Raw genomic sequence first — 25,131 nt, 5'->3', positions numbered from 1 at the left:
TTAGATTACCGAGTAATCATTGATACAGGCTTTTTTTATACTCTTTCTTGAACTAACGCACCCTTTACTTTAAGTGTAATTCTTCACAATCTTATAGTTAAAGGACCAAAAAGCTGAGGAAGAACCTTTTTTTGAAACTCCCATTACCTCATAAAACTATGTATCTGTTAAAAACATAAACGAAGCTTTTTTAGCATTAGAAAATTTTATAAGCGAAAAAAGAGAGTGTCTTATAGCGGCCATGGTAAAATAGTGGTGTGGGGACTTGGAGAGAGAATTTTGGACGAATACAAAAAGTGTGACTACAACACTGATTTACAGGTTTTAGAAAAAATATAAGTTTTTAGTATGCAACAAAGTGTAAACATCTATGTAGACTATGAATTTTTGTTTCGTGTTGTTTGTAAAGGGAGTGAAAAGAAGATGATAAAAGGTTTATTTTGCGGTTTAACAGGTCTAGACATTACGTATTACCAAAATGAATTTCCATCTGAAAACTTCAAAAGTAAAACGAACGATTATCAAACATTTATCGGTGGTCCTGCTGCCAACGCAGCCATTACTTATTCGATTTTAGGAGGGGATGCCACTCTTATTACCTGTTTGGGAAACAGTACGATCGCTAAGGCAATCAAAACCGAGTTGACAGATGATTATCATATAAAGGTAATAGACCTGGCGGAAGATGAGAATCGATTACCCAGTTTATCCAGTGTATTGGTAAACATGCAAAAAGCCACTCGAACAATCTGGAGCGGTCAACAACAGTTTTCCATTAATAATGAAACTATCTATGAAAATCTAATAATGGAAAGTTCATTTTGTTTTTCTGATTGCAATATTCCTGAAATATCCATTAACTTTCTAAAAAAATCGAGAATGTCTGAAAAACCTATCATTTTGGATCCTGGTTCTTGGAAATCACACTTTCCTGAATGCTTATCGTTGGCTGATGAAATAATCGCCTCTATCAACTGCACTCCCCCAGAAAGAGATTTAGTCACTTTTTTAAAATCTACAAGTGTACAGAACATTGCACTAACAGATGGAGAAAACGATACATTGTGGTTTTCAAACTCCAAGCATGGAAGGATTCACATTCCAAAAGTAGAGGCCATAGACACTTTAGCAGCAGGGGATATATTACACGGTGCTTATTGTTATTATCGGTATCATGAAAACGAACCATTTGTTGAAGCATTAGAAAAAGCCACATTGGTGGCATCTAGAAGTGTTCATTATGCAGGACCTCGTGAGGGTGTTTTCAAGTTTATGAATAATCGTTTTTAATTCGTTCTTTTTAAAAATTAATTTATAGAAAAAGAGGGTATGTCCCTCTACCTTAAGAGGTCTTAAAAAATTGTCCATGCAGGCGATGCTTACTTTTGCTGCTATGAATTTTAAGAAGTTGGCAACATGGACTTGGACCAGTTCAAAAATGGTATAAAAATTGACCCCAGAGGGGGCTGCTTCAAGAAAAATTTAACATTAAAATACTTTAAAATGTAAAAGGGCACCTGAATAGGGACATTCAGAATGCCTTTTGTCTATAATCTGAGATCTTCAATCGAAGATCATTTTTTTATGCTGTTTATTGAAGTAAAGCCCCCGTTAGTTGAACAACATTTTTGAAATAATTTTCAGATAAATTATCATTAACAAATGTCACTTCAAATGAGTCATTAATGCTTCTTTCCGATCACTTTATATTTTTATCAAACGTCTATCATTTTAAAATAGCGATAAATTTTTTCCAACTTCTTTATTTGATTTCCCTTTGGACTTTCCATATTACCAAATTCAAAGAACTTCACTTTTTTGATTCCTACAAAATTAAATAATGCTCTTTTCATCAATGTTTTGTGAGCATTGTTCAACCAGAAAAACGGATAATGTGTAGGTCCCTTCATAGTGGATACACATACAACTGACTTTCCTTTCAAAAGACCTTCTGGGAAAAGTCCTTTCTTATCCTTATACGCGAAATTAGATGCAAATAATTGATCTATGTACCCCATAAGCATTGCAGGTGGTCTTCCCCACCAAATTGGATAGACAAAAACAATCTTGTCAGCCCACATAATTTGATTCCGATATTTTTCAAGTTCGGAATCCGTATGCATATCACGTCTTCGTTTCTGTTCATTAAACATTAGGAGTGGGTTAAAGTCCTCTTCATATAAATCTAAGACCTGTAACTCCTTTATGTTAGGATTTTCATTACTTCCTTTGATTACTTGTTGTAAAAATGCATAATTTAAACTTTCATGATTAGGATATGTGTAAATAACTAGCGTTTTCATAACACACCTCTTTTACTTATCATTTGATAAGTAAATCATAACACTCTGTATTTTTTGTTGTCAAATGATAATTGTATTATGATAACAATTTTGTTATCTTATCTGTAAGAGGTGAGAGAAATGGAGAAAAAAGCTCTTTTTACTAAACTTGTGTCATTTACAACTTCCGTTCATCGTGTGACACAGGAATTAACACAAAACGCCAAGTCGGATTCAATCACACCCGTTCATTATAATATTCTTGAATATGTCACCGTCAGTCAGCCTGTGACACCAAGTGAGATTAGTGATTGTCAGCATATGTCTATGCCTAATACCAGTCGCGAACTCCGAAAGTTAATTGAAAAAGGATTAATTGAAAAAATAAGTGATACCGAGGATCGACGTAAGCAATATATACGTCTTTCGGATGAAGGGGAAGACCTGATGAAAGAGGCCTTTGCAACTATAGAATCTAAGTTCCTAGCTAGAATACAAAATGCTTCTAAAGAAGATTTAGAGGAAATTGACCGTGCCTTAGATATTCTTCAGACAAAACTATTTTTTTAATCCAGATAATGAACAGAATAAACGCCCCATCAATTGAGTGTTGATTAATTATGACTAAGCCACTTTTAATTGATGGGGCATTACTTACTTATGATAAGGTTCTCCCCCAATATGTCTAAATGAGGTCGATTTTTTTATCCGTTTTATTAAACTATTACTTGCTATAGTTAATCTCAATCCACTTTTTACTTCGAACAATTCTTAGCTGTCATGTGGACTTCATACTCTGAGTTGCTTGTAAAACATGCTTGATTCTTTTACTAATTTTACTGATATGATGTTTACTCGTTTTGATGTTTGCATAAACATCGCCCCTACATATATATATTAAATTACTATTAAAACAATCTTATGTATGGATCTCCTTTACAATAAAAAGTGATACAATTTATTAATAAATACAACGTGCCACACATCATTTAGACCGTGCCAATGCGGTTGTTCAAGATGTCGAGGTAAGTAATAGGATTCGTTAAATAAAAAATGCCAGTGATTTTGTTATACACTGGGCGTTGAACTACACCCTCTTAATTCATTATTCTTTCGATGAGCTGTCGTTTAAATAAACCTCGCCACTTTATAAATCATTTGTTCTGGATAACGTAGATTAATAACCGCGTCCTGCAATTCTTGTGCCGGGGCACGCGTTGAGAGTGACACAATTATATTGGTTGCGAAGGCAGCTATCGCTCCGAAAATACCAGCGTCTGGATAATACCTAGTATCGCAAAGCCACCATATTTCGCACTGAAAATATAAAGAAGTGTCACAGATAAACCGACAAGCATACCGGCAATTGTTCCTTTTGCGTTAGCACGCTTCCACCAGACACCTAGTACGAGTGAGGGGAAGATAGTACCAAATGCCTACGTAACGATTTGTGTAATAACACCAGGTGGATTTAGTGCAATAAGTCCAGCTAGTAGTGTTGCGACGATAATCGAAATACGACCTACAAATAAACGTTTACGGTCAGAGGCTTGTAGATTGATGATGCGGTAATAAATATCATGTGCGAACGAAGAAGAAATAGAAATCATTAAGCCCCCAGATGTGGATAACGCGGCCGCCATTGCACCAACAGCAACGAGACCAATAACAAAACACTCTTCAACTAACCTGCTCCATTAGTTGACGTAGAATGTTTCACAATCATTAGCTATCCAAATTGAGAAGATTCTTTTTCATCATTGTAAAAACTACTGGATGACCATAAAATTCGCCCTTATTTTCTTTTACTACTTCGAACCCTTCTCTTTCATAATAAGATATATTGGGATTCCCTTTATACACCGTTAACGATAAAGTAGTTGGATCTTTGAAGTTTGCAAGTCCAATTAGCAATAGTTGTTTTCCAATCCCTTTTCCTTGGTGGTTAGGATGAACATATAAGGACTCTAAGAATACGTTTTTATCAGATAAATCCCCCGAGAAAAAAGCATATCCCATAATCTCTTCATTATTTTCAGCAACCAAATTTAAAGAGGATTTAAACCGATTATTCATCTCTTCATTAGAATAAGCATCCTTTAAAACTTTTTCTTGTATATCCGCTGGGATAAACCTACTATATGTATCTCTCCATGCAGCATCAGCGATAGCCCTGACGCTTTCTACATCTGTTAAGCTCATCTCTCTTATTATCATTAACTCATCACCTGAATTTATTTGTACACAGCTAAATTATGTAATTCTCCGTTCTTTTGTAAAACCCCTTATTCAACTAAACTGCCCCGTTAGCACAATAAAAAAGAGCTATCGTAATAACTCCAGTGTTCAACTCCTGCACCCGTTAGTTGAAAAAGAAAATCAATAGCATTCTTTAATACTTATGATCATTTTTCTTCATCGTCCATCCATTGATTATTCTTTAAATCAAATGATTTATAATCATCGTGGAAAACAAAGTACGATGGTAAATTCAGTGCATCTCCACCTGCTTTTTTCCAACATTGACTAAACCAATCTGTAAACGCTTTTTGTTCTAACTGGTCTATTGCTGGATAGTTTTCTTCGTAAAAGTTATCAATAAAATCATCCAATGAATTGTCGTTTAACTGATAATATGTTATCTCTTGAAGTATAGCTACACTACCTGCAAAAACCGTTGTATCATTTCCTTCATAGAAAACTTCGTTAACTTCTTTGTCCATTGAGAACATTCTTATTGATAATTCAAACCTTGTAGGTTCAATGAAAGCGGAGAAATTCAACAAATCTATATCTGAAGAGAAATTGTATGCAAGGATTTTTTTTAGGTTGCCTACTAACAAATTCGATTGTTTCTCAAGGTTGGCTTTAATTGAACTAATATAATTATCGACCGAAAACATAAATAAACCTCCACTAAAACCGCTAGTATAATATATCTAATATTACCAGATAAACACAATAAACAATTGCCCCTTGTTCAACTAACCTGCTTCGTTAGTGGAATAAGGGATTAATTTATTTTTTGCAAGAGAGTGTTGCATTATAAGTTAGGTACCTAGACAAAATTGAATCTAATATCTAAGACATTGTTGGATTCTTATTTGACTAACATTTCGAAGGGACAAGGAATATTTTAAAACACATTGTTATTAATATACCAAAAGTGTAAAATTACACTAACGATATTCTAAGATGACATACAGGAGGTGCGGTAGTTATAAATAGAGAGCAAATAATCCAATTAATTTCTAGCAAAATGAGGCTTATTCGGTTAGAAAAAACTTATTCCCAAGACAAGATGGCTGACATAATGGGGATTTCAAAGAAAACACTGATTCAAATTGAAAAAGGCAGAACGTTATCAAGTTGGGCGAATGTAATTGCGGTCTGTGCATTGTTCAGGGACAGTGAAATACTGCAGTCTGTTTTAGGGGACGAGCCATTGGAAATAATCGAAACGATTGCACATAACGGTATAGAACGACCTAAAGATAAATCGATGGGTGGAAGAGTGTGGTGGAAAGAAATTGAGATAAAAGGGGATTATCGATTGCAGCAAAATATAATCAGCCAACATTATCGGATTCTCGATGGGGAAAATTATCGGTGGTATAGTTCATTTGAAGTTGAAGAAGCGTTCATTCGTTTAAACGAGCTAGCTCAATATGAAATTGTGGACTCGAACAGACGAACTTAATGTTTTTTTAAAAGGAGAAGGAATTTATGGTAATACCTCATGTTCTTATGCTTGCACGGGGGCATGCAATATCCTAGCCTATGGTGAAGACTATAGTTGGACAGAATTTGATGAAAACTGAAATATCATTTTAAATCAATAAGTGGTGTTATTAATGAATATAAAAAACCAAGATTCTCAGTTTGCGCTACAATCGGCTAGCTGAAGAGCTTGAGTTAAACAATTACGAATTACAATTATTCAAAAGAAAAGTTTAAACAATTAGTTGCTCGTTCAATTACGAATAAACTGGATGATATAAAAACCATTTTCTGACTGGGTTCGGCTAGTTAAAAATTCTTCCGAACGTTACGAAATTGAAGATACCAACTATGAACTTACTGAGATATCAATAAATTAGGAGGTTCAACTTGAAATTATTTTTGAAATTATTTGCTACAGCATTCCTCTCCGCTCTTTTGTTTAGTGTCTGTTTCGGCATACTTATCATGATTGAAAATTATTATGAAGTTAGTGCTTTTGATAATTTTGTAGATGGATTTACTATGGGAAACCTTTTTAGTTTTCCATTCTATCTAACGGTAGGCATCTTGTTTTCTTATTTGAACATGTGGATGACGAGCAAAGTGAAAGCACAAAAACCATATGTCTTTGGTCTATTGATGTATTCATTTCTTGGTTTAATTACAGGAGTTGGCTTACTTTCTCGAGGGACATTTCTCATTCTCGACATTCTCTATTTTTTAGGAATAGGTGTACTTGCTTCTAATATATTTTATCATGTTTTATTTTTAATAAATGTATTAGCAAAACGTAAAAATGATGTGATTTATAAACAGATAAATTAAATAGCAAATAAGAAACGAGACCGTATAGGTCTCGTTTCTTATTGATTTAAAGCATCCAATTATTGAAGACATCCACATTCTTTATTAAAGTATTCAACACTATTAGCTAAATTAAGATATAAGGCTTCACTCCTTATTGAAGTAAAGCACCCGTTAATTTAAGTAGATTTATTCACAAAGTCTTTTATATTTTGGCTTTATTTAACCAATTTTTCATAACTCGTTCTACGTTCGCTTCTTTTGGCATCCTTATGAAAGACTTTTTTAATTGTTCTATGTCAATATCGAAAAAAAGAATCTTTGCATTTGAATTTTTACCATAATAACAATATCCTTCGTATTCAATATTATTGATATGTACAATAGGATGTTCGTGTTGCATCGTGCAAAGAATCATCTCAGCATTTAGATTCGCATAAATGGCTTCAATTTGATGTAAAAAATCTTTGTGTACAGGAATGATAGGAGCGTGTATATATTCTCGTTGCTCATCTCCCAAGTAATGTTCTTCAACAATTATTTCATAATAATCGGATTCTCTAATCGTTTCTTTTTCACGTTCTTTAAGGAAAATATCAACAAATTTATTTGATAGTTTATGCAAATGGCGATGTGGAGGAAGTTTATCTCCAAATAATAGTTTCATATTTTTTTATTAGGCCACTTTGTTATCACTTACTTATCTAAAAAAGGATAATCAATATACCCTTTTTCATCGCCACCATAAAATGTGGTACGGTCAGGTTCGTTAAGTGGAGCACCTTTTTTCAAACGCTCTACAATATCAGGATTAGCAAGAGCCCATGCTCCGATTGGTGCCATGTCAGCGATATTGTTATCAATATCATTACTGATATCCTCTATTTGACGTCCTGCACGATTAACTAAGAATGGATTTGACCAAACAGAACGAATTTTACGTAAAATACTCTCATCTCCTAAATGCATGATGTGAAGGTATGCTAAACCTAATTTATCTAACTCGGAAACAAGGTATTCATAGACTTGATCTATATGAACCCCTTCTTTAACTCCGCCAAGTGGCGCACCTGGTGATATACGGAAACCAACTTTATCTGCACCAATTTCATCTACAACGGCTTTTGTCACTTCAATCGCAAAACGTGCCCGATTTTCAACGGATCCGCCATATTCATCTGTACGAACATTAGAATTTTCTCCAAGAAATTGGTGAATTAAATAGCCATTTGCACCGTGAACTTCAACGCCATCAGCTCCAGCTTCAATGGCCGCAGCCGCAGCTTTTCTAAATTCGTCAACAACATCTTTTATTTCTTCTCTACGTAATTCTCTTGGTACTGGAACATCCTTCATTCCATCGGCCGTAAAAATCTGCTCTCCTGGAGCCACGGCTGAAGGTGCTACTGCTTGACGATGATGTAGCGTGTTATCTGGATGAGAAATCCTTCCTACATGCATTAATTGTATAAAAGGATGGCCGCCTTCATGATGGACCCGATCGGAAACTTTTTTCCATCCTTGAATATGGGAATTGGTATAAATTCCTGGTGTATTTAAGTATCCCTGACCATCTTCAGAGGGTTGCGTACCCTCACTAATAAGTAGACCTAGCGAAGCACGTTGCCCATAATATTCAGGACTTAAATCTAAGGGTGTTCCGTCAGCTAATGCTCTGCTTCTGGTCATCGGTGCCATAGCCAAACGATGAGGTAATTTCATGTTTCCAACTGTGATTTATTCCCATAATTTTTCCATCAAATATTATCTCCTTATTTATATATAATCTGCGTAAATGCCACTACTTTTAATGAACATGGCCATACTTTGGTCAATTGAAAAGTCGTCTCAAGCCTATCTCGTTGGAAAGTGCCATCTCCACGATTGTTTTATTTATTCAGTAATTACTTTGAATAATTATCAGTTTTCTTTATAATTTTTGCTGGTACTCCTGCAACGATAGTATTTTCTGGGACATCCTTGGTGACAACTGCTCCTGCTGCAACAACAGATTTGTCGCCAATTGTTACACCGGGTAATATGGTTGCGCTTGACCCAATCCAGACATTTTCGCCAATGACTACTGGAGAGGGATATGTTGTGTTTCTTGTTTCTACGGATAAACCATGATTAAGTGTAGCAATCGTGACATTCATACCTATCATCGAACCGTCTCCTATACGAATTCCACCTCTATCTTGGAAGGAACAGCCTGTGTTGAAAAACACATTTTTTCCAATCGTAATATTTTTACCAAAGTCTGTATAAAACGGCGGAAAACACATAAAAGATGAATCGACTTTATTGCCTGTTAGTTCACTAAAAATCTCCACTATTTCTTCTTTTGAATGATAGGAGGTATTCAATGCCATTGTGATCTTTTGCGCTTCAAAGCTACATTGAGTTAATAGTCCATGCAATTCTTTATCTTCACCCGAAACGGGGTTGCCTCTTTTACAAAAATCTATAAAATCTTTCATGTCCATTTTTATTAATCACCTCTCTTCAATACCAATTGTTACTTCGATATTTCCTGGATAGTTTTCTAATAATTCGACGCCCTCTGTAATTTCACCGATTTTTACAAGACCACTGATATACTCATGACTATCTTTATAATAGATAACTAATGCTTGCCCTGGTGTCCAATAAGAAATATCTCCTTTATCATGGCTAGACACAGTTTGATCTACATGTAATCCATGAACTTTTGCAAATTTTTCACGTTTATACAGATCTCGCATATCCAACTTCAAAGGTAGGCGTTTTACAAAATCTATAGCAGTGACATTAATCTCCATGGTTGCCTTAAGTTCCTCATGTCCAAAGGAAAGTATCATTTTTTGTTCTTCCATCACATTTACCTCCTTTGTGGACTGTTGCGTCGATGATTGTATGGAAGCAGTCATTTCACTTTCCGAAGCAGTCTTTACTTTTTCCTCTATGCTACATCCAATGGGTGGCGGATAAAGGAAAATGTATGAATAAACGCTAATTCGCTTCGATATGTTCAGATTCCCTGAGCAGTTGGACGAACGATCATATCGCTAATTGACATACGGTCAGGTGTATCAATCGCAAACACTGCAGCAGTCGCAATATCTTCTGAGGTTAGTCCCCACTCTTTTTGTGCTTCATGAAGTTCATCTGCAACTTTTTTATTGCTAATCGTTTTATATAACTCAGTCTGTACCGCCCCTGGAGATATAATGGTCGATTTGATATTATTTTCCCGTTGTTCTTGTCTTAGTCCTTCCATAATTGCTCGTACTGCAAACTTTGTTCCACAGTAAACAGCCGAATCAGGGTATACCACATGTCCCGCAACGGAATCTGTTGAGATAATATGTCCTGATTTTTGTTTTTCCATGATCGGTAGCACAGCAGCGATTCCATTTAAAACTCCCATGATGTTGATATCGAGCATTTCCTTCCATTCATCACGGCGCCCCTCTACAAGTGGTGCAGTTGGCATGATACCTGCATTGTTATAAAGCACATCAATTTTTCCATATGTGTCTAATGCAAGCTTTGCAACCTGACTAACATCTTCATGGTTTGTCACGTCCGCTTGTTGAATGAGAATATTTGCTTTAGGAAACTCTTCCTTGATAGCTTCAAGACGATCTAATCGGCGTGCAGCTAATATCAACTTTGCATCACGTTTTGCAAGTAACTTTGCAGTTGCTTCACCAATTCCACTGGATGCCCCCATAATAATAATTACCTTATCTTTAATAGCCATCTATAAATCCTCCCTTTAAAAGTATTACCTTTGCAATTACATAATAAATTGATATGATTCGAATATCCAATACCTATATCAAATACACTCGTATGCCTTTTGAGTATACGTGTAATAAGGAGATTGTTATGGAAATCCGAGTGTTACGCTATTTCATTGCTGTAGCAAATGAAGAGAATATTTCGGCTGCCGCAAAACAGCTACATTTGTCGCAACCTACATTATCAAGACAATTAAAAGACCTTGAAATGGAATTAGGAACAGCTTTATTTGAAAGAGGAAATCGAAAAATTACTTTAACAGACAAAGGGAGATTCTTATTAAAAAAAGCGAAAGAAATCGTTGAGTTAGTTGATAAAACCGAAGCTAATTTTAAAGAATCAAAAGAAATGATTAGCGGTGAAATTTACATTGGTGGTGGTGAAACAGAAGCGATGCATTTTATTGCCAGAACATCAAAAGAATTACTTGAACATTATCCAAATATTCGATTTCATTTATACAGTGGGAATGCTGACGACATTGCAAGTAGATTAGATAGTGGATTATTGGATTTTGGCGTTGTCATAGAACCCACAGATAAACAAAAATACGATTACATAAAATTACCGGCTACTGATGTTTGGGGGGTTTTAATGCGAAAAGATAGTCCTTTAGCGTCCAAGCAGTTCATTCAACCAATAGATTTAATGGATAAACCACTGCTGATTTCACGTCAAACTGCTGTCAGTAACGAATTCACAGGATGGTTTGGAAAGAATATTGAGGATTTCAATATTGTCGCGACCTATAATTTGCTTTTCAATGCTGCACGAATGGTCGAAGAAAATATTGGATATGCGTTATGCTTAGATAAACTTATTAATACATCAGGAGATAGCAAACTTTGCTTTAAACCATTAAATCCTAAATTAGAAGCTAATTTAAATATTGTCTGGAAAAAACATCAAGTATTTTCTATTGCAGCAAATAAATTTTTAGAGCAGCTTCGAAATAATATTAAAATACACAATTTAAAAAATACTTAATTTTGATACGAGGTATATAAACAATAAAGCTGACAACTCCATATCAACATAAATATCTATATTAAACTTTTTCAAAGAGTAACAAAAACTAATGTTTTTGATACAGCTGCTTTTAGGTTAAATGTTATTTTCCGGCCTCGGCTAATTGCTTTGTCACCTCAACATCTTCACGAATCGGTGTGGGGTCGCCTGATGGCTGACTATGATGAATTCGGCATTATTTAGAATATCGCTGTTCATAACATCCCTTGGATAGACAATACTTGCACTCAAACTTCCCATTGATGCTCTCTGAAGCCCTATAACCTGATATTTGGTGTTGAGCATCATCACAAGAAATACTTCTCGATCTTCATCTGCAATAAATGAAACCGCTAATTCTTGCGCATCTCCTGGTGATGCAATCCGATAAGATGAAAACTCTGATGTTTCCCTGATTTCCTGTTTAATTCGTACCACTTCAAAAATTGGAGTTAATTTCATTTAAAACGCTCCTTTTTCGCATGATTTTGTACGTTACTTTTTCCAATGATTTTCTGGCTGATCGTTTGGGCTTGTCCCACCTCCTAATTGTTTTTTCTTTCGTAGATTTTGGGGTTAATTTTTTCCTTTTGTCTTTCAAAGCGGAGTTTGTTCCCCAAAGGGGGATTATTTTTTCCTCTTTTGCAAGTAGAACGAAAAACACGTATAGGCAATGGGTCAAGGGCGGTCTGAGCGCAAAAATTTTTTATGCTGCGTAGCGTTTTTAATAAAAAAGTTTTGTGCCCCTTGACCGATTGACTAGGCTTCTTAGCTTTTAGCCGGTAAGGTTCGGGTGTCCTACCGGCTGAAAGGTTAGAAAGTTTACGCTGTTTTACGATTCGGAAGGCAAAAGGGAAAAATAAAATAAAATAAAAGGCAGCCGGATGGCTGCATTCCTTTCGTCTTTATCTCTTTGACCTTCAGTTCTTCTGCTCGTTCGGTATGGCGGGAACCGCAAATGGAACAGGAACCTACGGAATGTAGGCTAGCGTTATCAAGACCTAAATCGTAAAAAGTCATAAAAGCGCCCGATTGCTGAAGAACAAGATAATGTTCATGCAACGTTTTTTTGATTAACCTTAAGCTTTTGGATTTCACTTTCCTGAATGTAGAGGTCTGTATAATAGGTATTCTTCTGCAGAATCACAATCGGCATTCCTTGCAGCAGCTGATCCCCCGGCTTTACAGCAATCCTGTTGATCAATCCGTCATCAGGCGCGAATACATCCACTTCTCCTCCTTCAGCTGATGTAACCTGCAATAGCACATCTCCCTGTTTCACCGAATCGCCTACAACCGCATTGACCTTTACAATCGCCCCTGGACTATCCTGATACAATATTGTCGTTTGCTCCGCTTCAAGCACACCCTGCTTTCTACTTTCAGCCTGGCTAACAGCATCCTTTCCTTTAGCAGCAAGAAGCGAACCTCCTGCTATCAGCACAACCGCCATGCCGATATAAAAGCCTACTTTTATCTTCATTCTTTTATCTCTCCCATCCCCTAATCTCTATATGTTGTTAAATCTGTTGCTCTTTTTTACTTTTCATCATCATTTTTCTGACTGCATTTTCGGCAGCCACCATAATTACTTCTCCCAATGTGGGATGGGGATGAATCGTCATAGCCAAGTCCTCTACCGTTGCCCCCATCTCGATAGTAAGTCCAAGTTCAGATATGAGTGTTGATGCCTCCACCCCAACGATTTGTGCACCAATTACGATTCCTGAGGTCGGGTTCGCCACAATCTTGACGAAACCTTCGGTTTCCCTCAATGCCAATGCTCTTCCGTTGATCGCGAAAGTGGATTTGCCCACAACAATCGGGATGGATTTTGCCTTTGCTTCCGTTTCACTTAAACCGACGCTTGCCAACTCTGGATTAGAAAAGACGACGAGCGGAATGGCTTTATAATCCACCTCGGAGGCATGGCCTGCTATGGCTTCTGCCGCAATCTTGGCTTCATAGGAAGCTTTGTGAGCGAGTGCCGGACCAGCCGTAATATCTCCAATTGCGAAAATATGCGGGATAGCCGTTCTGCACTGTTCGTCCGTCTCGATCAGTCCCCTGCTCGTCACCGGCAAGCCTATGCGTGCAAGTCCTAACTTGCCGTCTGTATTTGGTTTTCTGCCGATAGTCACTAACGCATATTCCGCTGTAACATGATGCTGCTCCTGATTTTTTAAATAATGCAGTGTAATTGAATCCGCATTCTGCACCACTTTCTCAGCTGTCGCCCCGCTTATAATGTTAATACCATCGGCAAGCATCTGCCGGACAACAGGGGCCGCAAGCTCTGTCTCGAATCCCGGTAGCACTTGTTCTCCGCCCTCCAGAATCGTTACCTTTGTTCCAAATTTGGCATACATTTGCCCCAGTTCAACACCAATGTAACCACCTCCTATAACTACCAGGCTAGTCGGAACCTCGGGGAGCGACAGCGCTTCTGTGGAAGACAAAATACGCCCTCCAACCGGAAATGCTTGCAGTTCAATCGGACGAGATCCCGTTGCCAATATCGCGTACTTAAATGAAATGGTTTGCTCCGCTCCAGATTGATTGATAATCGCTGTATGTTCATCAACCAAACTAGCCTCTCCTTCCAGAATGCTCACACCGGCAGACTTTAATAAATAACTCACTCCGCCTGCCTGCTTATTCACAATCCCTTGCTTGAAATCCTGAGCATTCTTAAATGACGCTACCGCATCTACATTATTGAACTGTCTGAGCACATCATAGCGATGCGATTCTGCAATTAATGCTTTGGATGGAATGCAACCAACATGCGTGCAGACTCCGCCAAGCTGACTGCGTTCGACAATCGCCGTCTTCATACCAAGTTGTGAGGAGCGTAGCGCCGCTACATACCCTCCCGGCCCTGATCCAATGACCAACGTTTCTACGGATTCAAACTTATTCATATCCTGATACCCCCTGTTGAAATTTTTTAAAATATGATGATCATAATATATTATAACCATCATATTTTAAAAACGTCAACAACCGTGTTTAGCCTTTTTTGAGCTAACGTTTGCCGGATGGCTAAATTGACACCCCATATTATGACGATTATAATATTTTAAAGATAGAATTATGAAGCTGTGGAGTGATTACAATGCCGTATCCCAAAGGCCATAAGATGAAAGTGCGGAATAAAATCGTTGAAAGTGCTGCCAAGGCTTTTCGCACTAATGGTATCCACGATGTAAGTGTTCCCTTCGTTATGAAGGGGGCCGGGTTGACTCATGGAGGGTTTTATTCACATTTTGACAACAAAGAACAGCTCGTCGCCGAAGCCTGCCGGTATGCCATCAGCGATACCATCGCACTTCTGCAAGAAGCCGCTGACCAGGACAAGCAGCACCCCAAAATCAATACTGTCATTGATTATTATTTAAGCCCGTATCACCGCGACCAAACAGAGATGGGTTGCATTCTTCCTGCCCTTTCTGGCGAAATATCCCGCTCTTCGGAAAAAGTTCGGCAGGTATTCACCCATGAACTAGAGCGGATGATTGCTTTTATCTCCAATCTGGCGGACATTGACACGTCCAAAGGTAGCGCACTGCTCAATACCATGGTTGGTTCTCTTGTGCTCGCACGGTCTGTTAATGACCCTGCACTTAGCAACAGCCTTCTTTCGGCAGGCAAGCAGTATGCCAAAGAGCTGGTTATGAACTAGTCTTCCATGATCCCTTATACAATTTGCAGATTTGGGTGCTGGTTGATCCATAATTTCCAGCCACGAAACACACAAAAACACGCCAATGAATGGCGTGTTTTTGTGTAAATCATAATAAGCTGCTCCTCAATCCTATTATTGTTTTTCAGCAGAATTGTTATTGCTCTCACAACCTACACAAAGCTGTTAGTAAGCGTAAGGTCTCAAGAAAAAACCTCCCGATGGGGGGGAAAGAGTCATTTATTTTCATAACGTACTAACCCGTAGTTCATAAAAATACTGCACAATTGGATGCTTTAACTTCATCTTCTCGGTCAAGTTTAAAATCCGCTTTTTTCCAACTCGTCGATCAACCAAAGCTAGAATATTCAATAAGATATCATTGCTCTCTAAGCTTTCCTCTATAGAAGTGGATAAATACTTAGTAGCCACAACGTTAAAGTTTGATTTACTTAATGTTGACTGTGCTGACAAAAGCTCTTTTGCATATTCTGATATTTTTCTACTTCTAGCAATTACTATTAGACGATCCTCTGGAACGATCCCTTTAGTATCTTGTCTGATCGCTTCAATTTCTTCATTGTTGATCGGAATTTGGATATCTGAATCATTCTTAATTTCTAGATCCGTCTGATACCATCTGATTAAGGTCGTTATATCTCTCATATTGAGTACGTTCTTTTTATCTACGGCAATATAACAAATTCCTGCTTTATCAGGTAAATAACGGTAGCTGGTTGAACGGTATTCGACCCTGCCATATAACGCAGGACAGAGAAAACTCTCCAGCTGTTGCTTCAATTTACTCCAGGACATATATCCTCCTATGTTGTATATTACAAATACCTATTGAGGCAGTCGTTCTATTATCCATAATACAATAACCAACACATCATTCATACTAAATACAAGCAACCTTGCGTTTTTAAAACCACTTTAGAAATAATAATAACCCTTAACATTACTTTTAAGTTTCAAATAAACATCCTTGTAGAAATTCTTGTCCGTATACACTTGAAAATCATTATTTTTATATTTTTCAAATAGCCAACTTGAAATAGTCTGTAAATTATTCCTTGTTAGTATACTACCGCCGGAAAGGTTTTCTTTATATTTTGACGTCGCTAAATAATTGAATTCGGCAATTTGAATACCCTCAATAATTTCACTTCTTTGGAAAAAAACGTTTATTACATTAAATAATTTCCGAAACAAAAAAAGATTGTGAAAGAATGTAGTTAAATGTAGTGTAGTGATTTAAAAATAAACTGCAATTATTAAAATACCAACAGCAGCCGCATATAATTCATGTTTTATCACATAACTGATGGTCTTTGAGATAAATCAAATTAAGGTTGAAATCCCTATTATTTATGCAAAAAATATAGTGCCATTTATAGTGTGGATTAACTATCAAATACATATTTTAGAGACAAACGTCATTTAATTCTAAATTAATGACGTCAAATAAAAAAGAAAGTTACACGTTTGGTTCCTGCCTCTTCTTATATGGAAACTCTTTCATCCATTTGAAGAAATTTTTGCAGGGTAATAATCTCATTCTGTATGCTTGGAAACTCTTCTATTTCAGGGACGTTTTTTATAGATGGTGATTGTTTTCGATTGGTGGCATTAGCCATCGTTTCACAAACATAAAGCAATTGGGCAAGGGTATCATTTGAAAGAATAGGACGTCTAGTGGTTTTTGAAGCATTTTCCAATAAATACCCTAATTGCTCGATGGAAAATATAACAGGCCAGTAATATTCCAATGCCCGTTGATTAACCGGAAGCTCTCCTGCAGCTGTATCATGTAATGTTTTTAAATTAATTAAATTCGTTCGCATTTTCATTCTTTCTTTGCTTTTTGTAGCATTAAAACCGATTCCCTGATCAGAGAAAAGAACTAATAAAAATTGCGCCTGACTTCGGATCGTTTTGGTTATTAAATGTGGAAGACGACTAGAGGCAGAATACCTACCTACAATCCATACTCCTAGAAGACCAATAACAATTCCAACCAAAACATCGATTAATCTAGCTGAGGCAAAATAAGAAAAGCTAAAGCTGCCGTGACTCGTACTTTCAGCCATCAGCAATGCATTCGGTGTAAAGAATAACGCGGCTAAACCATAATTTTTTACAATAAATAGCTCTGTAATAAACGTCAAAAGCAAAATCAAGAAAACGAGAATGTAGCCAGATGGGTGAGTAGCAAGAATCAAGCTAGCAATCAGAATACCTAGAATTGTACCAAATCCTCTTTGAATGGCACGATGATAGGTAGTGACAATAGTCGAGCCTGACAAAACTGCTACACAGGATAACGGCACCCAATAGGACCGTGTCAATTCAAACTGATAGGCGATAATAGCAGCAATAATCGTGACAACACCGAACCTTACAGAAGTAATAAAGATAATAGAATTTTTGTCAAACGCTCCCAAAAGAATAGTCTTGAGTGATGGTTTGGAAATCTGAATCACTTGATTAATTTTGGATGTTGGTTCATTCATAATGGCATCTGCATCATAAATTTTTGTGAATAACTGAACAATTGTTTCATTTATTTCTTTAGGCTGAAGAATTTTTTTAACGACACTCTCTCTTTTATTTTTCTGATCCAGTGAATTTGCCAGATATCGGACGGATTCTCCTACTTCCGATGGTATTTTCGAGCTGTTTTCTGAAAAATTTTCAAGCATGTACAAAAAGATCATGTTTGCATGACCGTTTATTACATATAATTGCTTAAATAGATCCGTTTGTCGCCAAGGGATATATCCTGCTGCAAGTGTTTCTTCTGCTTCTTTCAAGACTGACATGACACGGTGTCTTGCCTCATTAAATTTCTCTGTACCAATTGAATCCAGAAACGCAGCCAGTTCTAAATATACTCTTTTTACTACACTGGTTTCCGGACCATGTGGATCAAAAAACCAACCTATCATGGCAATCACCCATGATAGAGCTCCACCAAGAAAAACAAGGCCGGCGCGCAAAGGAGCAAGCTCTGGATGAACTGGCATACCTGTTGTCATCGCAAAAACTAAAACAAAAAAGATTGCAGAGGGTCCAATAATTTTCAAAGCTCCAAAAATAAAAATAACCGTAGCTCCAATAATCCCCATCAAAATGGCTACTGCAAGTGGATAAGGAGCAGCAAGAGTCCCCAATGCGGAGATTAAAGTCATCCCAAGTACGACAAAAAATAGCTTTTTAGCTCTTTGAGCATAGGGAATATTAAATACGTAAAGATAGGTAAAGCCCCCCATCCCAGCTATCAACCCATATTCTGGATTCCCCAATAATAATCCAATAAGGACTGGAAGAGCTGCGGCTAATCCTGCACAGAATGCCTTTATCCATGGAAATGGCTTTCTATTAACAGTCAAAGCCTGCTTTATGATGGATGGAGATTTAGGAGAGGCAGATTTAGAGGTTTCTCTCATACTGATTGCTCCTTTTCTAAAATCATTTACTTATTAATAAACTTACAAGAACACTGTCTTAATATTTTTTTTAAGAACCTTTATTTATACCCATCCTCCGACAAAAGGCTCTATAATAATGGCTGCTAATAAAAATAGTGTCCCAACTTTATAAGTGCCTGCATGAAATAAACCTACCAAATACAAGGAAGAGCTGTTAATAAAAAACTGGCATCTCCTATTATACTTCTGTAAAGCTATACATAGCTAATTGTCTTTTTTATCAATTCCATGCATTATTGTAATATCATCTATTTTTTTGGAGGAATTATTCATGGATTGGCATCAACTAAAATATTTTCAAACATTGGCGAACATTGGGAACTTTACGAGGGCTTCCGTGGAATTAGTCCTTTCTCAGCCAGCTTTGAGTCGTTCAATTTCTCGACTTGAAGAAGAGATCGGTGTTCCTTTATTCGAACGGAAAAGTCGTGGAGTGATATTAAATAAATATGGTGAAATTTTTCTACAGCATGCAAATCGAGCTTTATTAGAAATAGATGCAGCAAAACAAGAAATTAATGATTTAATAAATCCCCTTCATGGAACAATTTCACTAGCATTTATTCAAACTCTTGGCTCCAGTTTTGTCCCTGAGTTAATTAGTGCCTTTCAAAAAGAAGCATCAGGAATAAACTTTCAATTGTATCAGCATGCTACAAGCAAGATTTTAAGCCAATTAGCATCTACGGAAATTGACATTGGTTTTTGTTCACCACAAGAACCCCTTGAAAATCTTAGCTCTATTCCAATCGTGAAGAATGAATTATTTTTAATTGTGCCCGTTAATCATAGACTTGCTGGTACAGATGAAATAGATTTATGCGAAGTAGCCAATGATCCATTTGTGCTTTTCAAGCCGGAAACGGCTATGCATGATGTTATTGAGAGGCTTTGCCATGAAGCTGGATTTCATCCAAAAATGGCTTTTGAAGGCTTTGAGGAGAGAATCGTCGCAGGACTTGTTGGAGCAAAATTTGGCGTTGCCCTCATTCCTTTTATACCTGGTCTTGATAAGAAAAAAATTTCACTTATTCGTATTCGAAAACCACAAAGTGTAAGGGTAATCCAAATGGTTTGGAGAACAAATGGATATATGCCACCTGCAGTAGAGAGGTTCAAGACCTTTGTTGAAAAGACAATTCAGTCTTCTGAATATGAAGGCTAATATAAACTGGGTACTCTCCTATAAACTACACCCATACAGGGTACACACCAATACAGCCATCCTCTTTAAGGATGGCTGTATTATTACCAACTAGCTTTTGATCTCTCATAAATTTCGTTTTTTTGAAATTATCTCTCTTACGATATGGTTGGGTTTATTCCTAAAGCCTTTGCTTCCTTGAGCAAAGGCCACTTTTTTTACGAGTTTCTCCTATATATATGATTTATTTCGAAGGTCCCTCATACGGCCCTAACCAACTTATCAAAAGTCGTCTTCTTTACGCCTATTTCCTGCATGGCCTTTACAGCTGTTATCTCTCCTGATTTCCATTGATTATATACTTGTTCAAATTCTTCCGTAATGGTGGCTTTCGGTCGACCGAAGGCTTGTGCCATTTTTCAATGTCAAGCCCATTCCCTCACGCTGCCGTTTTCGAATTCGCTCCCTTTTTCTTCTTCCACCATCCAAGAAAGAAGCTGCAAAACGAGATCTACAATGAAGGTTCTTAAACTCTCCTTAAATTGAGTCTTATCGAGCAAGCCATATCCAGCACCATAATGTTCGCCTACGTGTTCTTCATGATAGCCCTCCACTCCTCTAAAATTTCCTCTTTATTCCGACTGAAAAAATCCAAGTAATATATATAAAACACATCCCTTTTCTTTTCATGGCTTCAATTTGTCGTCCTTCATTTTGATTCTTGCTACTCTCTCGTAGGCAACTAAATCAGAGAACAAACGTTCCGATTTTTTCTATTTTTCTTCCAACCCCTCCGTCAAAAACGGTCGTAAAATTATCCTTTCTAAATTTCATTAGAAATATCTGTTGGAAAAGTTAATTTCAAAATTATATATTTATTGAATCATGTGACTGGCATTATTAAGTGACAGCTTCATCATCTGTAACAAAAATGAACGGTTTTGTTACAGTGAGTTCTGACAAGAACCTTTCCTAGCAAACTCGTAAAATTAATGTAACAAAATATTTTTCTATGATTTTTGATACGATATATTGTAAGTGGTGAGAGTACAAATGAAATTTGGTTACATGCGCGTTTCTACCATTGATCAAAATTTGGATCGCCAAAAGAAACAGCTTGAAAAATTTGGATGTGAACGCATCTTTTTTGAGAAATTAACAGGAACTAAACGGGATCGGCCAGAGTTGAACCGTATGTTGGAATTTCTTCGATCAGAAGATACGGTTGTCGTAACAGATCTAACTCGCCTATCCCGTTCTACAAAGGATCTTATAGAAATCACGGAATTCATTTCCCGAAAGGGAGCACACCTAAAGAACTTAAAAGAATCCTGGCTTGATACAACTACAGCTCATGGGAAAATGTTATTTACTATTTTTGCTGGGATTACACAATTTGAGAGAGATTTGACTTCTGAACGAACCAAGGAGGGCATTCTAGCCGCAAAGAAGCGAGGGAAACTCCCTGGAAGGCCCATAGCTGATGAAGAGAAAATTAATTATGCCTTATATCTTATTGCACAAGAAATGAATCGAACGGATGTAGCTGAAAAGGCTGGTATCTCTCGTATGACTCTATATCGAAAGATACAAAAAAAGAACTAAAAAATGGGCAAGATAGTGGTGTTTCTCTACTTTTCCCCTGGTTACACGAACGCTGGTACTGGACCTTAGAAGGCGGTGAAGAATCATTTCTTCATAAGATGGAGACATACAAAACAATATTAGGACTAGGTAAATAAGAGAAGATATAACCTTCATCCTCGTTCGTTACGTAAATATAGTTCCTATAGAAAAAAGACTACAATCCATTAATAGATTGTAGTTTTTTACTTGTCATAAAAAGGCGGTGATACTGTACGTTTAAACAGGTTTTTCAAAAAATCTCTTCTAGGTCCCTCCCGGAATATTACATTAAAAGATGTAGCAAATTTTGATTGTTCCCCCTTTTAAACCTCTATTAAGACTCCCTTTTGTCGAATTTCCAATTTACTATTCATTTTAAAAATATTCTTCTTATGCCACTTAAAATACACTTTATTTTCAGAATGAATCTTTATTTTAGCCCTTGGTACTAATCTATACATCAGATAGTCTTCATCACAGATCACTGAAGAAATATGCAAACGTCCTTGTCCATCGAATGCAATCAAACCATTATCATAAAGTGCATCGTGATTACAACAAAGCAGCACGCCATTGTATGGATCTAAACGTTCTTCATTTGTACTATCTTTCCAAGGTTTCGAATGGCTCGCTCTTAATAATTCAGGTAAATTTATACCACACAATGCACACTTACTTTCCCATAGTGGCAACAAATCTTTCCTAAATTTTTGCTGACCCAAACGAATTTTCGTTTTCACTTCAGATTCTGTTTCAACGATCACTGGAATTAATGTATTGTGTTCAGTTATTCTTACATCATCAATCGATATTTCTAACTGCTCTTCATTTACTTGATAAATGTTCAATTCACTAATTAGTTCTAGCAATTTAATCGCTAGTTCTTCGTTACATGGATATAAATAGCCTTGATTCCCATTTGCATCTTGCTGGAATGGTGAATATTTAATCGGTAATAATGGCAAGATCTCATTAAACTTCTCTCGCACATTAACCCGTTTGTCTAATTCATGGTATTCTAAATTCACTAAATAACCATCGTCATTCCATCTATTATGACTTTGCAAGATAGATGGTTTGCTACCGGCTTTACAGCTTTCACTGGCAATGCTAATAGCAACGATATTTCCTTTCACATAGTGAAATACTCGATCTCCTTCCTTTACTTCCGTCATCCGTTGCCATGAATGTGGTACATTGCCTCCTTTATCTTGTTGTGGAGACCAAATAATACCTAAATCTTTTTCTTCCTGGTAAGTGTGCCCTTGCATAACAATAAAATTATTCAAATTGCTTCCCCCTAAACCACGTGCCTGTTTCTTTATTTTCTATTGTATTTGTATATAGTACTTTTAAATTATTGAAAAGCATCTGCTTATCGACAAATGCTCCTTTTTTGACGTATTTCTTCTATTAGATATAAACCTTTTTAATGTCATTTTCATATTCTTTAACCAATTTATAAAAAGTCGTCTTTTTAACATTTAATTCTTCCATCGCTTTAACAGCAGTCATCTCTCCTGCTTTCCAACGATCATAGACTTCTCTGAATTCTTCAGTAACCTCAACTTTAGGCCGACCAAATACTGTGCCATTTTGCATAGCCAAATCAATGCCCTCACGCTGCCGTTTTCGAATTCGATCCCTTTCTTCTTCCGCCATCCAGGAAAGAATCTGTAAAACAAGATCCGCAATGAAAGTTCCTAAACTATCCTTAAATTGAGTCGTATCGAGCAAAGGCATATCTACCACCACGATATCGGCCTGTATGTTCTTCGTGATGTCATTCCACTCCTGTAAAATCTCTTCTTTGTTCCGTCCAAAGCGATCCAAGGAATGAATATATAGCACATCTCCTTTTCTCAACATTCGTTTAAGCAACTGATATTGAGTTCGATTAAAGTCCTTTCCACTTTGTTTGTCCATGAAAATATCTCGTTCGCCTATTCCCTTTGTTTTCATGGCTTCAAGTTGCCGGCCCTCGTTTTGATCCTTGCTACTAACTCGTATGTATCCAAACTTTCGAACGTCCATTTAAATCTCCTTCATTTAGGTTCTTTTCTATAATTCTATCAAAAAACGTTCATAAAAGTATATATAATTCAATGAACGCTCGAAAAATGAGTTTGAAATTTTACGAACCAAAGGGCATGGTTCATCCTCAAGATTTCCAGATGTGGTAGCAATAAAGAAAGATGTTTATTAATAATTGAACAGGTTACTATATATACGAACACTCATTAATCTATAGAAAGGATGAATGATTTTGTACTCTACGAAAGATCTACATCAAACAGGAGAAAAAGTAACAGAATCCGGTCATTACTTTGATAAAGATGGGGAACATATTGTCCTTCAACAAGGGGATGTATTTCCAGATTGTCCTAAGACAAATCAGCCAACAGCATGGAGACATGAAGATCATGAACATCACACCGGGGATGTAGTAACGGAAACGGGTCATTATGTTGATATAGATAAGGAACATGTAGATCTTACTCAGGGTGAGACTTTTCCAAATTGCCCCAATACAAATCAACCAACTGTATGGAAACATGCCCAATAATTAATTACGCACTGAGATACGAGAGGTGGTAATCAGGACCATCTCCCTCGTAATTATTATTGCCATGTCTTTGTTTGATGTCACTGAACTGCAGCAGATAAGTCATGTGTCCAATTTTCAATCATCCTACTTGCAGAGTTCTTCCATTAGGTAACTGTAATAAGGAGAGGCTCTAGGGACCTATCCCCCCTTTCATTGAAGTATTACTCAATGGCTAAATAAAGCCGTTTGCAGGAAAAGAAAAGACAAGAACCCAGCCAGTGCAACTCCGACAATCAACGGGGTGAATCGGTCTACAATCCCCTTATATAATATTTCATATAGAGTTACATAACTAAGCGTACCTATTGCCGTCCACAAAAAAAGAGTATATATCTTTATAGAACCTGAATTTAAGAAAATTCCCAAATATGTAGTGACCCCCACTACAAAAGAAAGTAAAAGGCAGAACACCCAAAAGATTTTTAGATTGACATTGGATACCATAACAGAAATCATCATGACCATTCCTTCTGGGAAATGATGAATCAAAATAGCCCAGAACAGGGATGGATCTTGGAATTTCTGATCCTGAATGCCCATACCTAAAGCCAATCCCGTAGGAATGCTGTGAATAAAGAGTGCTAGGAACAAGAATATGTACATCTCGGGCTTCTCGAAATGGACATCTTTCACATTATGCAGAACGCGATCCATGAGTAGCATGAAGACGATACCCGATGACAGGCCAGTGAGTATTCCAAATGAATCATAATTACTGATTGTTTCCGGAAGGATTTCTAGCCCCAATAATCCGGCCAATAAACCACCACAAAACATATGTAATAGCCGATAATTCTTCCTCAAACCTCCAGCCACATACCTTGTCGCAAGACCACCTATGCATGTTCCAAGAAATATCATGGTCATTATGAACACACTGATTCTTATACCCTCTATCATACACTCCCCCAAAAATAAAAGTTTGTACATTATATTCAAAATTGGAAGGTTAAAACTCATTTATTTTACTA

At 36.9% G+C, this 25,131-nt stretch carries 24 protein-coding genes and 3 pseudogenes; 9 read left to right on the top strand and 18 right to left on the bottom strand.

Annotated elements, in window-relative coordinates; all coding sequences use genetic code 11:
• The first annotated feature begins 423 nt into the window (after positions 1-423).
• Positions 424-1,290: a PfkB family carbohydrate kinase gene (locus tag JNUCC23_RS10695; protein WP_028391072.1), complete on the top strand. Its 867-nt coding sequence runs from the start codon at positions 424-426 to the stop codon at positions 1,288-1,290.
• A gap of 425 nt (positions 1,291-1,715) precedes the next feature.
• Here JNUCC23_RS10695 and JNUCC23_RS10690 read toward each other — a convergent pair whose 3' ends face one another.
• A complete protein-coding gene (locus JNUCC23_RS10690) occupies positions 1,716-2,303 on the bottom strand; it encodes an NAD(P)H-dependent oxidoreductase (protein WP_062179877.1) in 588 nt (195 codons plus the stop codon).
• A gap of 120 nt (positions 2,304-2,423) precedes the next feature.
• Between JNUCC23_RS10690 and JNUCC23_RS10685 the strand changes: the two genes are divergently transcribed.
• Entirely contained in the window at positions 2,424-2,852 is a 429-nt protein-coding gene (locus tag JNUCC23_RS10685; RefSeq protein WP_062179880.1) for a MarR family transcriptional regulator, read from the top strand.
• 535 nt (positions 2,853-3,387) lie between these two features.
• Here JNUCC23_RS10685 and JNUCC23_RS10680 read toward each other — a convergent pair.
• The 3 genes and pseudogenes from JNUCC23_RS10680 to JNUCC23_RS10670 all read right to left on the bottom strand — a co-directional run.
• Positions 3,388-3,955 (bottom strand): annotated as a pseudogene (locus JNUCC23_RS10680) (sodium:solute symporter family transporter); the annotation flags it as partial.
• Positions 3,956-4,007: 52 nt separating this feature from the next.
• The gene (locus tag JNUCC23_RS10675) at positions 4,008-4,499 is read right to left on the bottom strand and encodes a GNAT family N-acetyltransferase (protein WP_062179883.1); all 492 of its coding nucleotides are present in this window, start codon (positions 4,497-4,499) and stop codon (positions 4,008-4,010) included.
• A gap of 188 nt (positions 4,500-4,687) precedes the next feature.
• On the bottom strand, positions 4,688-5,185 hold the full coding sequence (locus JNUCC23_RS10670; RefSeq protein ID WP_454215734.1) for a hypothetical protein: 498 nt from the start codon (positions 5,183-5,185) through the stop codon (positions 4,688-4,690).
• A gap of 317 nt (positions 5,186-5,502) precedes the next feature.
• Here JNUCC23_RS10670 and JNUCC23_RS10665 point away from each other — a divergent pair, with 317 nt between their 5' ends.
• Positions 5,503-5,982, top strand: coding sequence for a helix-turn-helix transcriptional regulator (locus JNUCC23_RS10665; RefSeq protein ID WP_454216033.1), 480 nt, complete (start codon positions 5,503-5,505; stop codon positions 5,980-5,982).
• A 410-nt stretch (positions 5,983-6,392) separates the two neighbouring features.
• Positions 6,393-6,830: a hypothetical protein gene (locus tag JNUCC23_RS10660; RefSeq protein ID WP_454215732.1), complete on the top strand. Its 438-nt coding sequence runs from the start codon at positions 6,393-6,395 to the stop codon at positions 6,828-6,830.
• Positions 6,831-7,014: 184 nt separating this feature from the next.
• Here the strand turns inward: JNUCC23_RS10660 and JNUCC23_RS10655 are convergent, their stop codons facing one another.
• From JNUCC23_RS10655 to JNUCC23_RS10635, 5 genes are all read right to left on the bottom strand, one after another.
• Positions 7,015-7,476: a hypothetical protein gene (locus tag JNUCC23_RS10655; protein ID WP_454215730.1), complete on the bottom strand. Its 462-nt coding sequence runs from the start codon at positions 7,474-7,476 to the stop codon at positions 7,015-7,017.
• A 29-nt stretch (positions 7,477-7,505) separates the two neighbouring features.
• Positions 7,506-8,531, bottom strand: coding sequence for an alkene reductase (locus JNUCC23_RS10650; protein ID WP_454215728.1), 1,026 nt, complete (start codon positions 8,529-8,531; stop codon positions 7,506-7,508).
• A 182-nt stretch (positions 8,532-8,713) separates the two neighbouring features.
• Complete coding sequence (locus JNUCC23_RS10645; protein WP_454215726.1) at positions 8,714-9,295, bottom strand: sugar O-acetyltransferase; 582 nt, start codon at positions 9,293-9,295, stop codon at positions 8,714-8,716.
• Between the two features lie 9 nt (positions 9,296-9,304).
• Positions 9,305-9,664 (bottom strand): cyclophilin-like fold protein, encoded by a 360-nt coding sequence (locus tag JNUCC23_RS10640; RefSeq protein ID WP_403071835.1) that lies wholly within the window; start codon positions 9,662-9,664, stop codon positions 9,305-9,307.
• Positions 9,665-9,819: 155 nt separating this feature from the next.
• Positions 9,820-10,554 (bottom strand): SDR family oxidoreductase, encoded by a 735-nt coding sequence (locus JNUCC23_RS10635; protein WP_454215725.1) that lies wholly within the window; start codon positions 10,552-10,554, stop codon positions 9,820-9,822.
• A gap of 128 nt (positions 10,555-10,682) precedes the next feature.
• Between JNUCC23_RS10635 and JNUCC23_RS10630 the strand changes: the two genes are divergently transcribed.
• Positions 10,683-11,582 carry a LysR family transcriptional regulator gene (locus tag JNUCC23_RS10630; protein ID WP_062179911.1) on the top strand — a complete coding sequence of 300 codons (900 nt, stop codon included), beginning with the start codon at positions 10,683-10,685 and terminating at the stop codon, positions 11,580-11,582.
• Positions 11,583-11,706: 124 nt separating this feature from the next.
• Here JNUCC23_RS10630 and JNUCC23_RS10625 read toward each other — a convergent pair.
• The 3 genes and pseudogenes from JNUCC23_RS10625 to lpdA all read right to left on the bottom strand — a co-directional run bounded on the left by JNUCC23_RS10625 (position 11,707) and on the right by lpdA (position 14,527).
• A pseudogene (locus JNUCC23_RS10625) lies at positions 11,707-12,065 on the bottom strand (JAB domain-containing protein).
• Between the two features lie 592 nt (positions 12,066-12,657).
• The gene (locus JNUCC23_RS10620) at positions 12,658-13,086 is read right to left on the bottom strand and encodes a biotin/lipoyl-containing protein (protein ID WP_403071845.1); all 429 of its coding nucleotides are present in this window, start codon (positions 13,084-13,086) and stop codon (positions 12,658-12,660) included.
• A gap of 37 nt (positions 13,087-13,123) precedes the next feature.
• Positions 13,124-14,527, bottom strand: a complete 1,404-nt coding sequence (gene lpdA / locus JNUCC23_RS10615; protein WP_454215722.1) for a dihydrolipoyl dehydrogenase — start codon at positions 14,525-14,527, stop codon at positions 13,124-13,126.
• Between the two features lie 194 nt (positions 14,528-14,721).
• Here lpdA and JNUCC23_RS10610 point away from each other — a divergent pair, with 194 nt between their 5' ends.
• A complete protein-coding gene (locus JNUCC23_RS10610; protein ID WP_454215720.1) occupies positions 14,722-15,288 on the top strand; it encodes a TetR/AcrR family transcriptional regulator in 567 nt (188 codons plus the stop codon).
• 246 nt (positions 15,289-15,534) lie between these two features.
• On the opposite strand, the gene JNUCC23_RS10605 is transcribed toward JNUCC23_RS10610, so the two are convergent.
• Entirely contained in the window at positions 15,535-16,104 is a 570-nt protein-coding gene (locus JNUCC23_RS10605) for an SF0329 family protein (protein WP_454215718.1), read from the bottom strand.
• Positions 16,105-16,793: 689 nt separating this feature from the next.
• Positions 16,794-18,740 (bottom strand): FUSC family protein, encoded by a 1,947-nt coding sequence (locus JNUCC23_RS10600; RefSeq protein WP_454215717.1) that lies wholly within the window; start codon positions 18,738-18,740, stop codon positions 16,794-16,796.
• A 313-nt stretch (positions 18,741-19,053) separates the two neighbouring features.
• Between JNUCC23_RS10600 and JNUCC23_RS10595 the strand changes: the two genes are divergently transcribed.
• Positions 19,054-19,947, top strand: coding sequence for a LysR family transcriptional regulator (locus JNUCC23_RS10595; protein ID WP_454215715.1), 894 nt, complete (start codon positions 19,054-19,056; stop codon positions 19,945-19,947).
• A 239-nt stretch (positions 19,948-20,186) separates the two neighbouring features.
• Here JNUCC23_RS10595 and JNUCC23_RS10590 read toward each other — a convergent pair.
• Positions 20,187-20,616: pseudogene (locus JNUCC23_RS10590) on the bottom strand (recombinase family protein).
• Between the two features lie 363 nt (positions 20,617-20,979).
• On the opposite strand from JNUCC23_RS10590, the gene JNUCC23_RS10585 reads away from it, so the two are divergent.
• A complete protein-coding gene (locus tag JNUCC23_RS10585; RefSeq protein ID WP_454215713.1) occupies positions 20,980-21,531 on the top strand; it encodes a recombinase family protein in 552 nt (183 codons plus the stop codon).
• 344 nt (positions 21,532-21,875) lie between these two features.
• On the opposite strand, the gene JNUCC23_RS10580 is transcribed toward JNUCC23_RS10585, so the two are convergent.
• Together JNUCC23_RS10580 and JNUCC23_RS10575 are read right to left on the bottom strand one after the other, a co-directional pair.
• Positions 21,876-22,841 (bottom strand): HNH endonuclease, encoded by a 966-nt coding sequence (locus tag JNUCC23_RS10580; protein WP_454215711.1) that lies wholly within the window; start codon positions 22,839-22,841, stop codon positions 21,876-21,878.
• A 124-nt stretch (positions 22,842-22,965) separates the two neighbouring features.
• Positions 22,966-23,586 (bottom strand): recombinase family protein, encoded by a 621-nt coding sequence (locus tag JNUCC23_RS10575; RefSeq protein WP_454215709.1) that lies wholly within the window; start codon positions 23,584-23,586, stop codon positions 22,966-22,968.
• Positions 23,587-23,818: 232 nt separating this feature from the next.
• On the opposite strand from JNUCC23_RS10575, the gene JNUCC23_RS10570 reads away from it, so the two are divergent.
• A complete protein-coding gene (locus tag JNUCC23_RS10570; protein ID WP_253722434.1) occupies positions 23,819-24,118 on the top strand; it encodes a hypothetical protein in 300 nt (99 codons plus the stop codon).
• A gap of 207 nt (positions 24,119-24,325) precedes the next feature.
• Here the strand turns inward: JNUCC23_RS10570 and JNUCC23_RS10565 are convergent, their stop codons facing one another.
• Positions 24,326-25,060, bottom strand: coding sequence for a ZIP family metal transporter (locus JNUCC23_RS10565; protein ID WP_454215707.1), 735 nt, complete (start codon positions 25,058-25,060; stop codon positions 24,326-24,328).
• Positions 25,061-25,131: the final 71 nt, after the last annotated feature.

The organism is Peribacillus sp. JNUCC 23, from assembly GCF_053653995.1.
This window is presented reverse-complemented; position numbering and strand designations above follow the sequence as displayed.

What these genes read in the sequence shown, in the direction of transcription:
- JNUCC23_RS10695 (WP_028391072.1), top strand. Translation starts at nt 424, where the DNA reads ATGATAAAAGGTTTATTTTGCGGTTTAACAGGTCTAGACATTACGTAT.
- JNUCC23_RS10690 (WP_062179877.1), bottom strand. Translation starts at nt 2,303, where the DNA reads ATGAAAACGCTAGTTATTTACACATATCCTAATCATGAAAGTTTAAAT.
- JNUCC23_RS10685 (WP_062179880.1), top strand. Translation starts at nt 2,424, where the DNA reads ATGGAGAAAAAAGCTCTTTTTACTAAACTTGTGTCATTTACAACTTCC.
- JNUCC23_RS10675 (WP_062179883.1), bottom strand. Translation starts at nt 4,499, where the DNA reads ATGATAATAAGAGAGATGAGCTTAACAGATGTAGAAAGCGTCAGGGCT.
- JNUCC23_RS10670 (WP_454215734.1), bottom strand. Translation starts at nt 5,185, where the DNA reads ATGTTTTCGGTCGATAATTATATTAGTTCAATTAAAGCCAACCTTGAG.
- JNUCC23_RS10655 (WP_454215730.1), bottom strand. Translation starts at nt 7,476, where the DNA reads ATGAAACTATTATTTGGAGATAAACTTCCTCCACATCGCCATTTGCAT.
- JNUCC23_RS10650 (WP_454215728.1), bottom strand. Translation starts at nt 8,531, where the DNA reads ATGAAATTACCTCATCGTTTGGCTATGGCACCGATGACCAGAAGCAGA.
- JNUCC23_RS10645 (WP_454215726.1), bottom strand. Translation starts at nt 9,295, where the DNA reads ATGGACATGAAAGATTTTATAGATTTTTGTAAAAGAGGCAACCCCGTT.
- JNUCC23_RS10640 (WP_403071835.1), bottom strand. Translation starts at nt 9,664, where the DNA reads ATGGAAGAACAAAAAATGATACTTTCCTTTGGACATGAGGAACTTAAG.
- JNUCC23_RS10635 (WP_454215725.1), bottom strand. Translation starts at nt 10,554, where the DNA reads ATGGCTATTAAAGATAAGGTAATTATTATTATGGGGGCATCCAGTGGA.
- JNUCC23_RS10630 (WP_062179911.1), top strand. Translation starts at nt 10,683, where the DNA reads ATGGAAATCCGAGTGTTACGCTATTTCATTGCTGTAGCAAATGAAGAG.
- JNUCC23_RS10620 (WP_403071845.1), bottom strand. Translation starts at nt 13,086, where the DNA reads ATGAAGATAAAAGTAGGCTTTTATATCGGCATGGCGGTTGTGCTGATA.
- lpdA (WP_454215722.1), bottom strand. Translation starts at nt 14,527, where the DNA reads ATGAATAAGTTTGAATCCGTAGAAACGTTGGTCATTGGATCAGGGCCG.
- JNUCC23_RS10610 (WP_454215720.1), top strand. Translation starts at nt 14,722, where the DNA reads ATGCCGTATCCCAAAGGCCATAAGATGAAAGTGCGGAATAAAATCGTT.
- JNUCC23_RS10605 (WP_454215718.1), bottom strand. Translation starts at nt 16,104, where the DNA reads ATGTCCTGGAGTAAATTGAAGCAACAGCTGGAGAGTTTTCTCTGTCCT.
- JNUCC23_RS10600 (WP_454215717.1), bottom strand. Translation starts at nt 18,740, where the DNA reads ATGAGAGAAACCTCTAAATCTGCCTCTCCTAAATCTCCATCCATCATA.
- JNUCC23_RS10595 (WP_454215715.1), top strand. Translation starts at nt 19,054, where the DNA reads ATGGATTGGCATCAACTAAAATATTTTCAAACATTGGCGAACATTGGG.
- JNUCC23_RS10585 (WP_454215713.1), top strand. Translation starts at nt 20,980, where the DNA reads ATGAAATTTGGTTACATGCGCGTTTCTACCATTGATCAAAATTTGGAT.
- JNUCC23_RS10575 (WP_454215709.1), bottom strand. Translation starts at nt 23,586, where the DNA reads ATGGACGTTCGAAAGTTTGGATACATACGAGTTAGTAGCAAGGATCAA.
- JNUCC23_RS10565 (WP_454215707.1), bottom strand. Translation starts at nt 25,060, where the DNA reads ATGATAGAGGGTATAAGAATCAGTGTGTTCATAATGACCATGATATTT.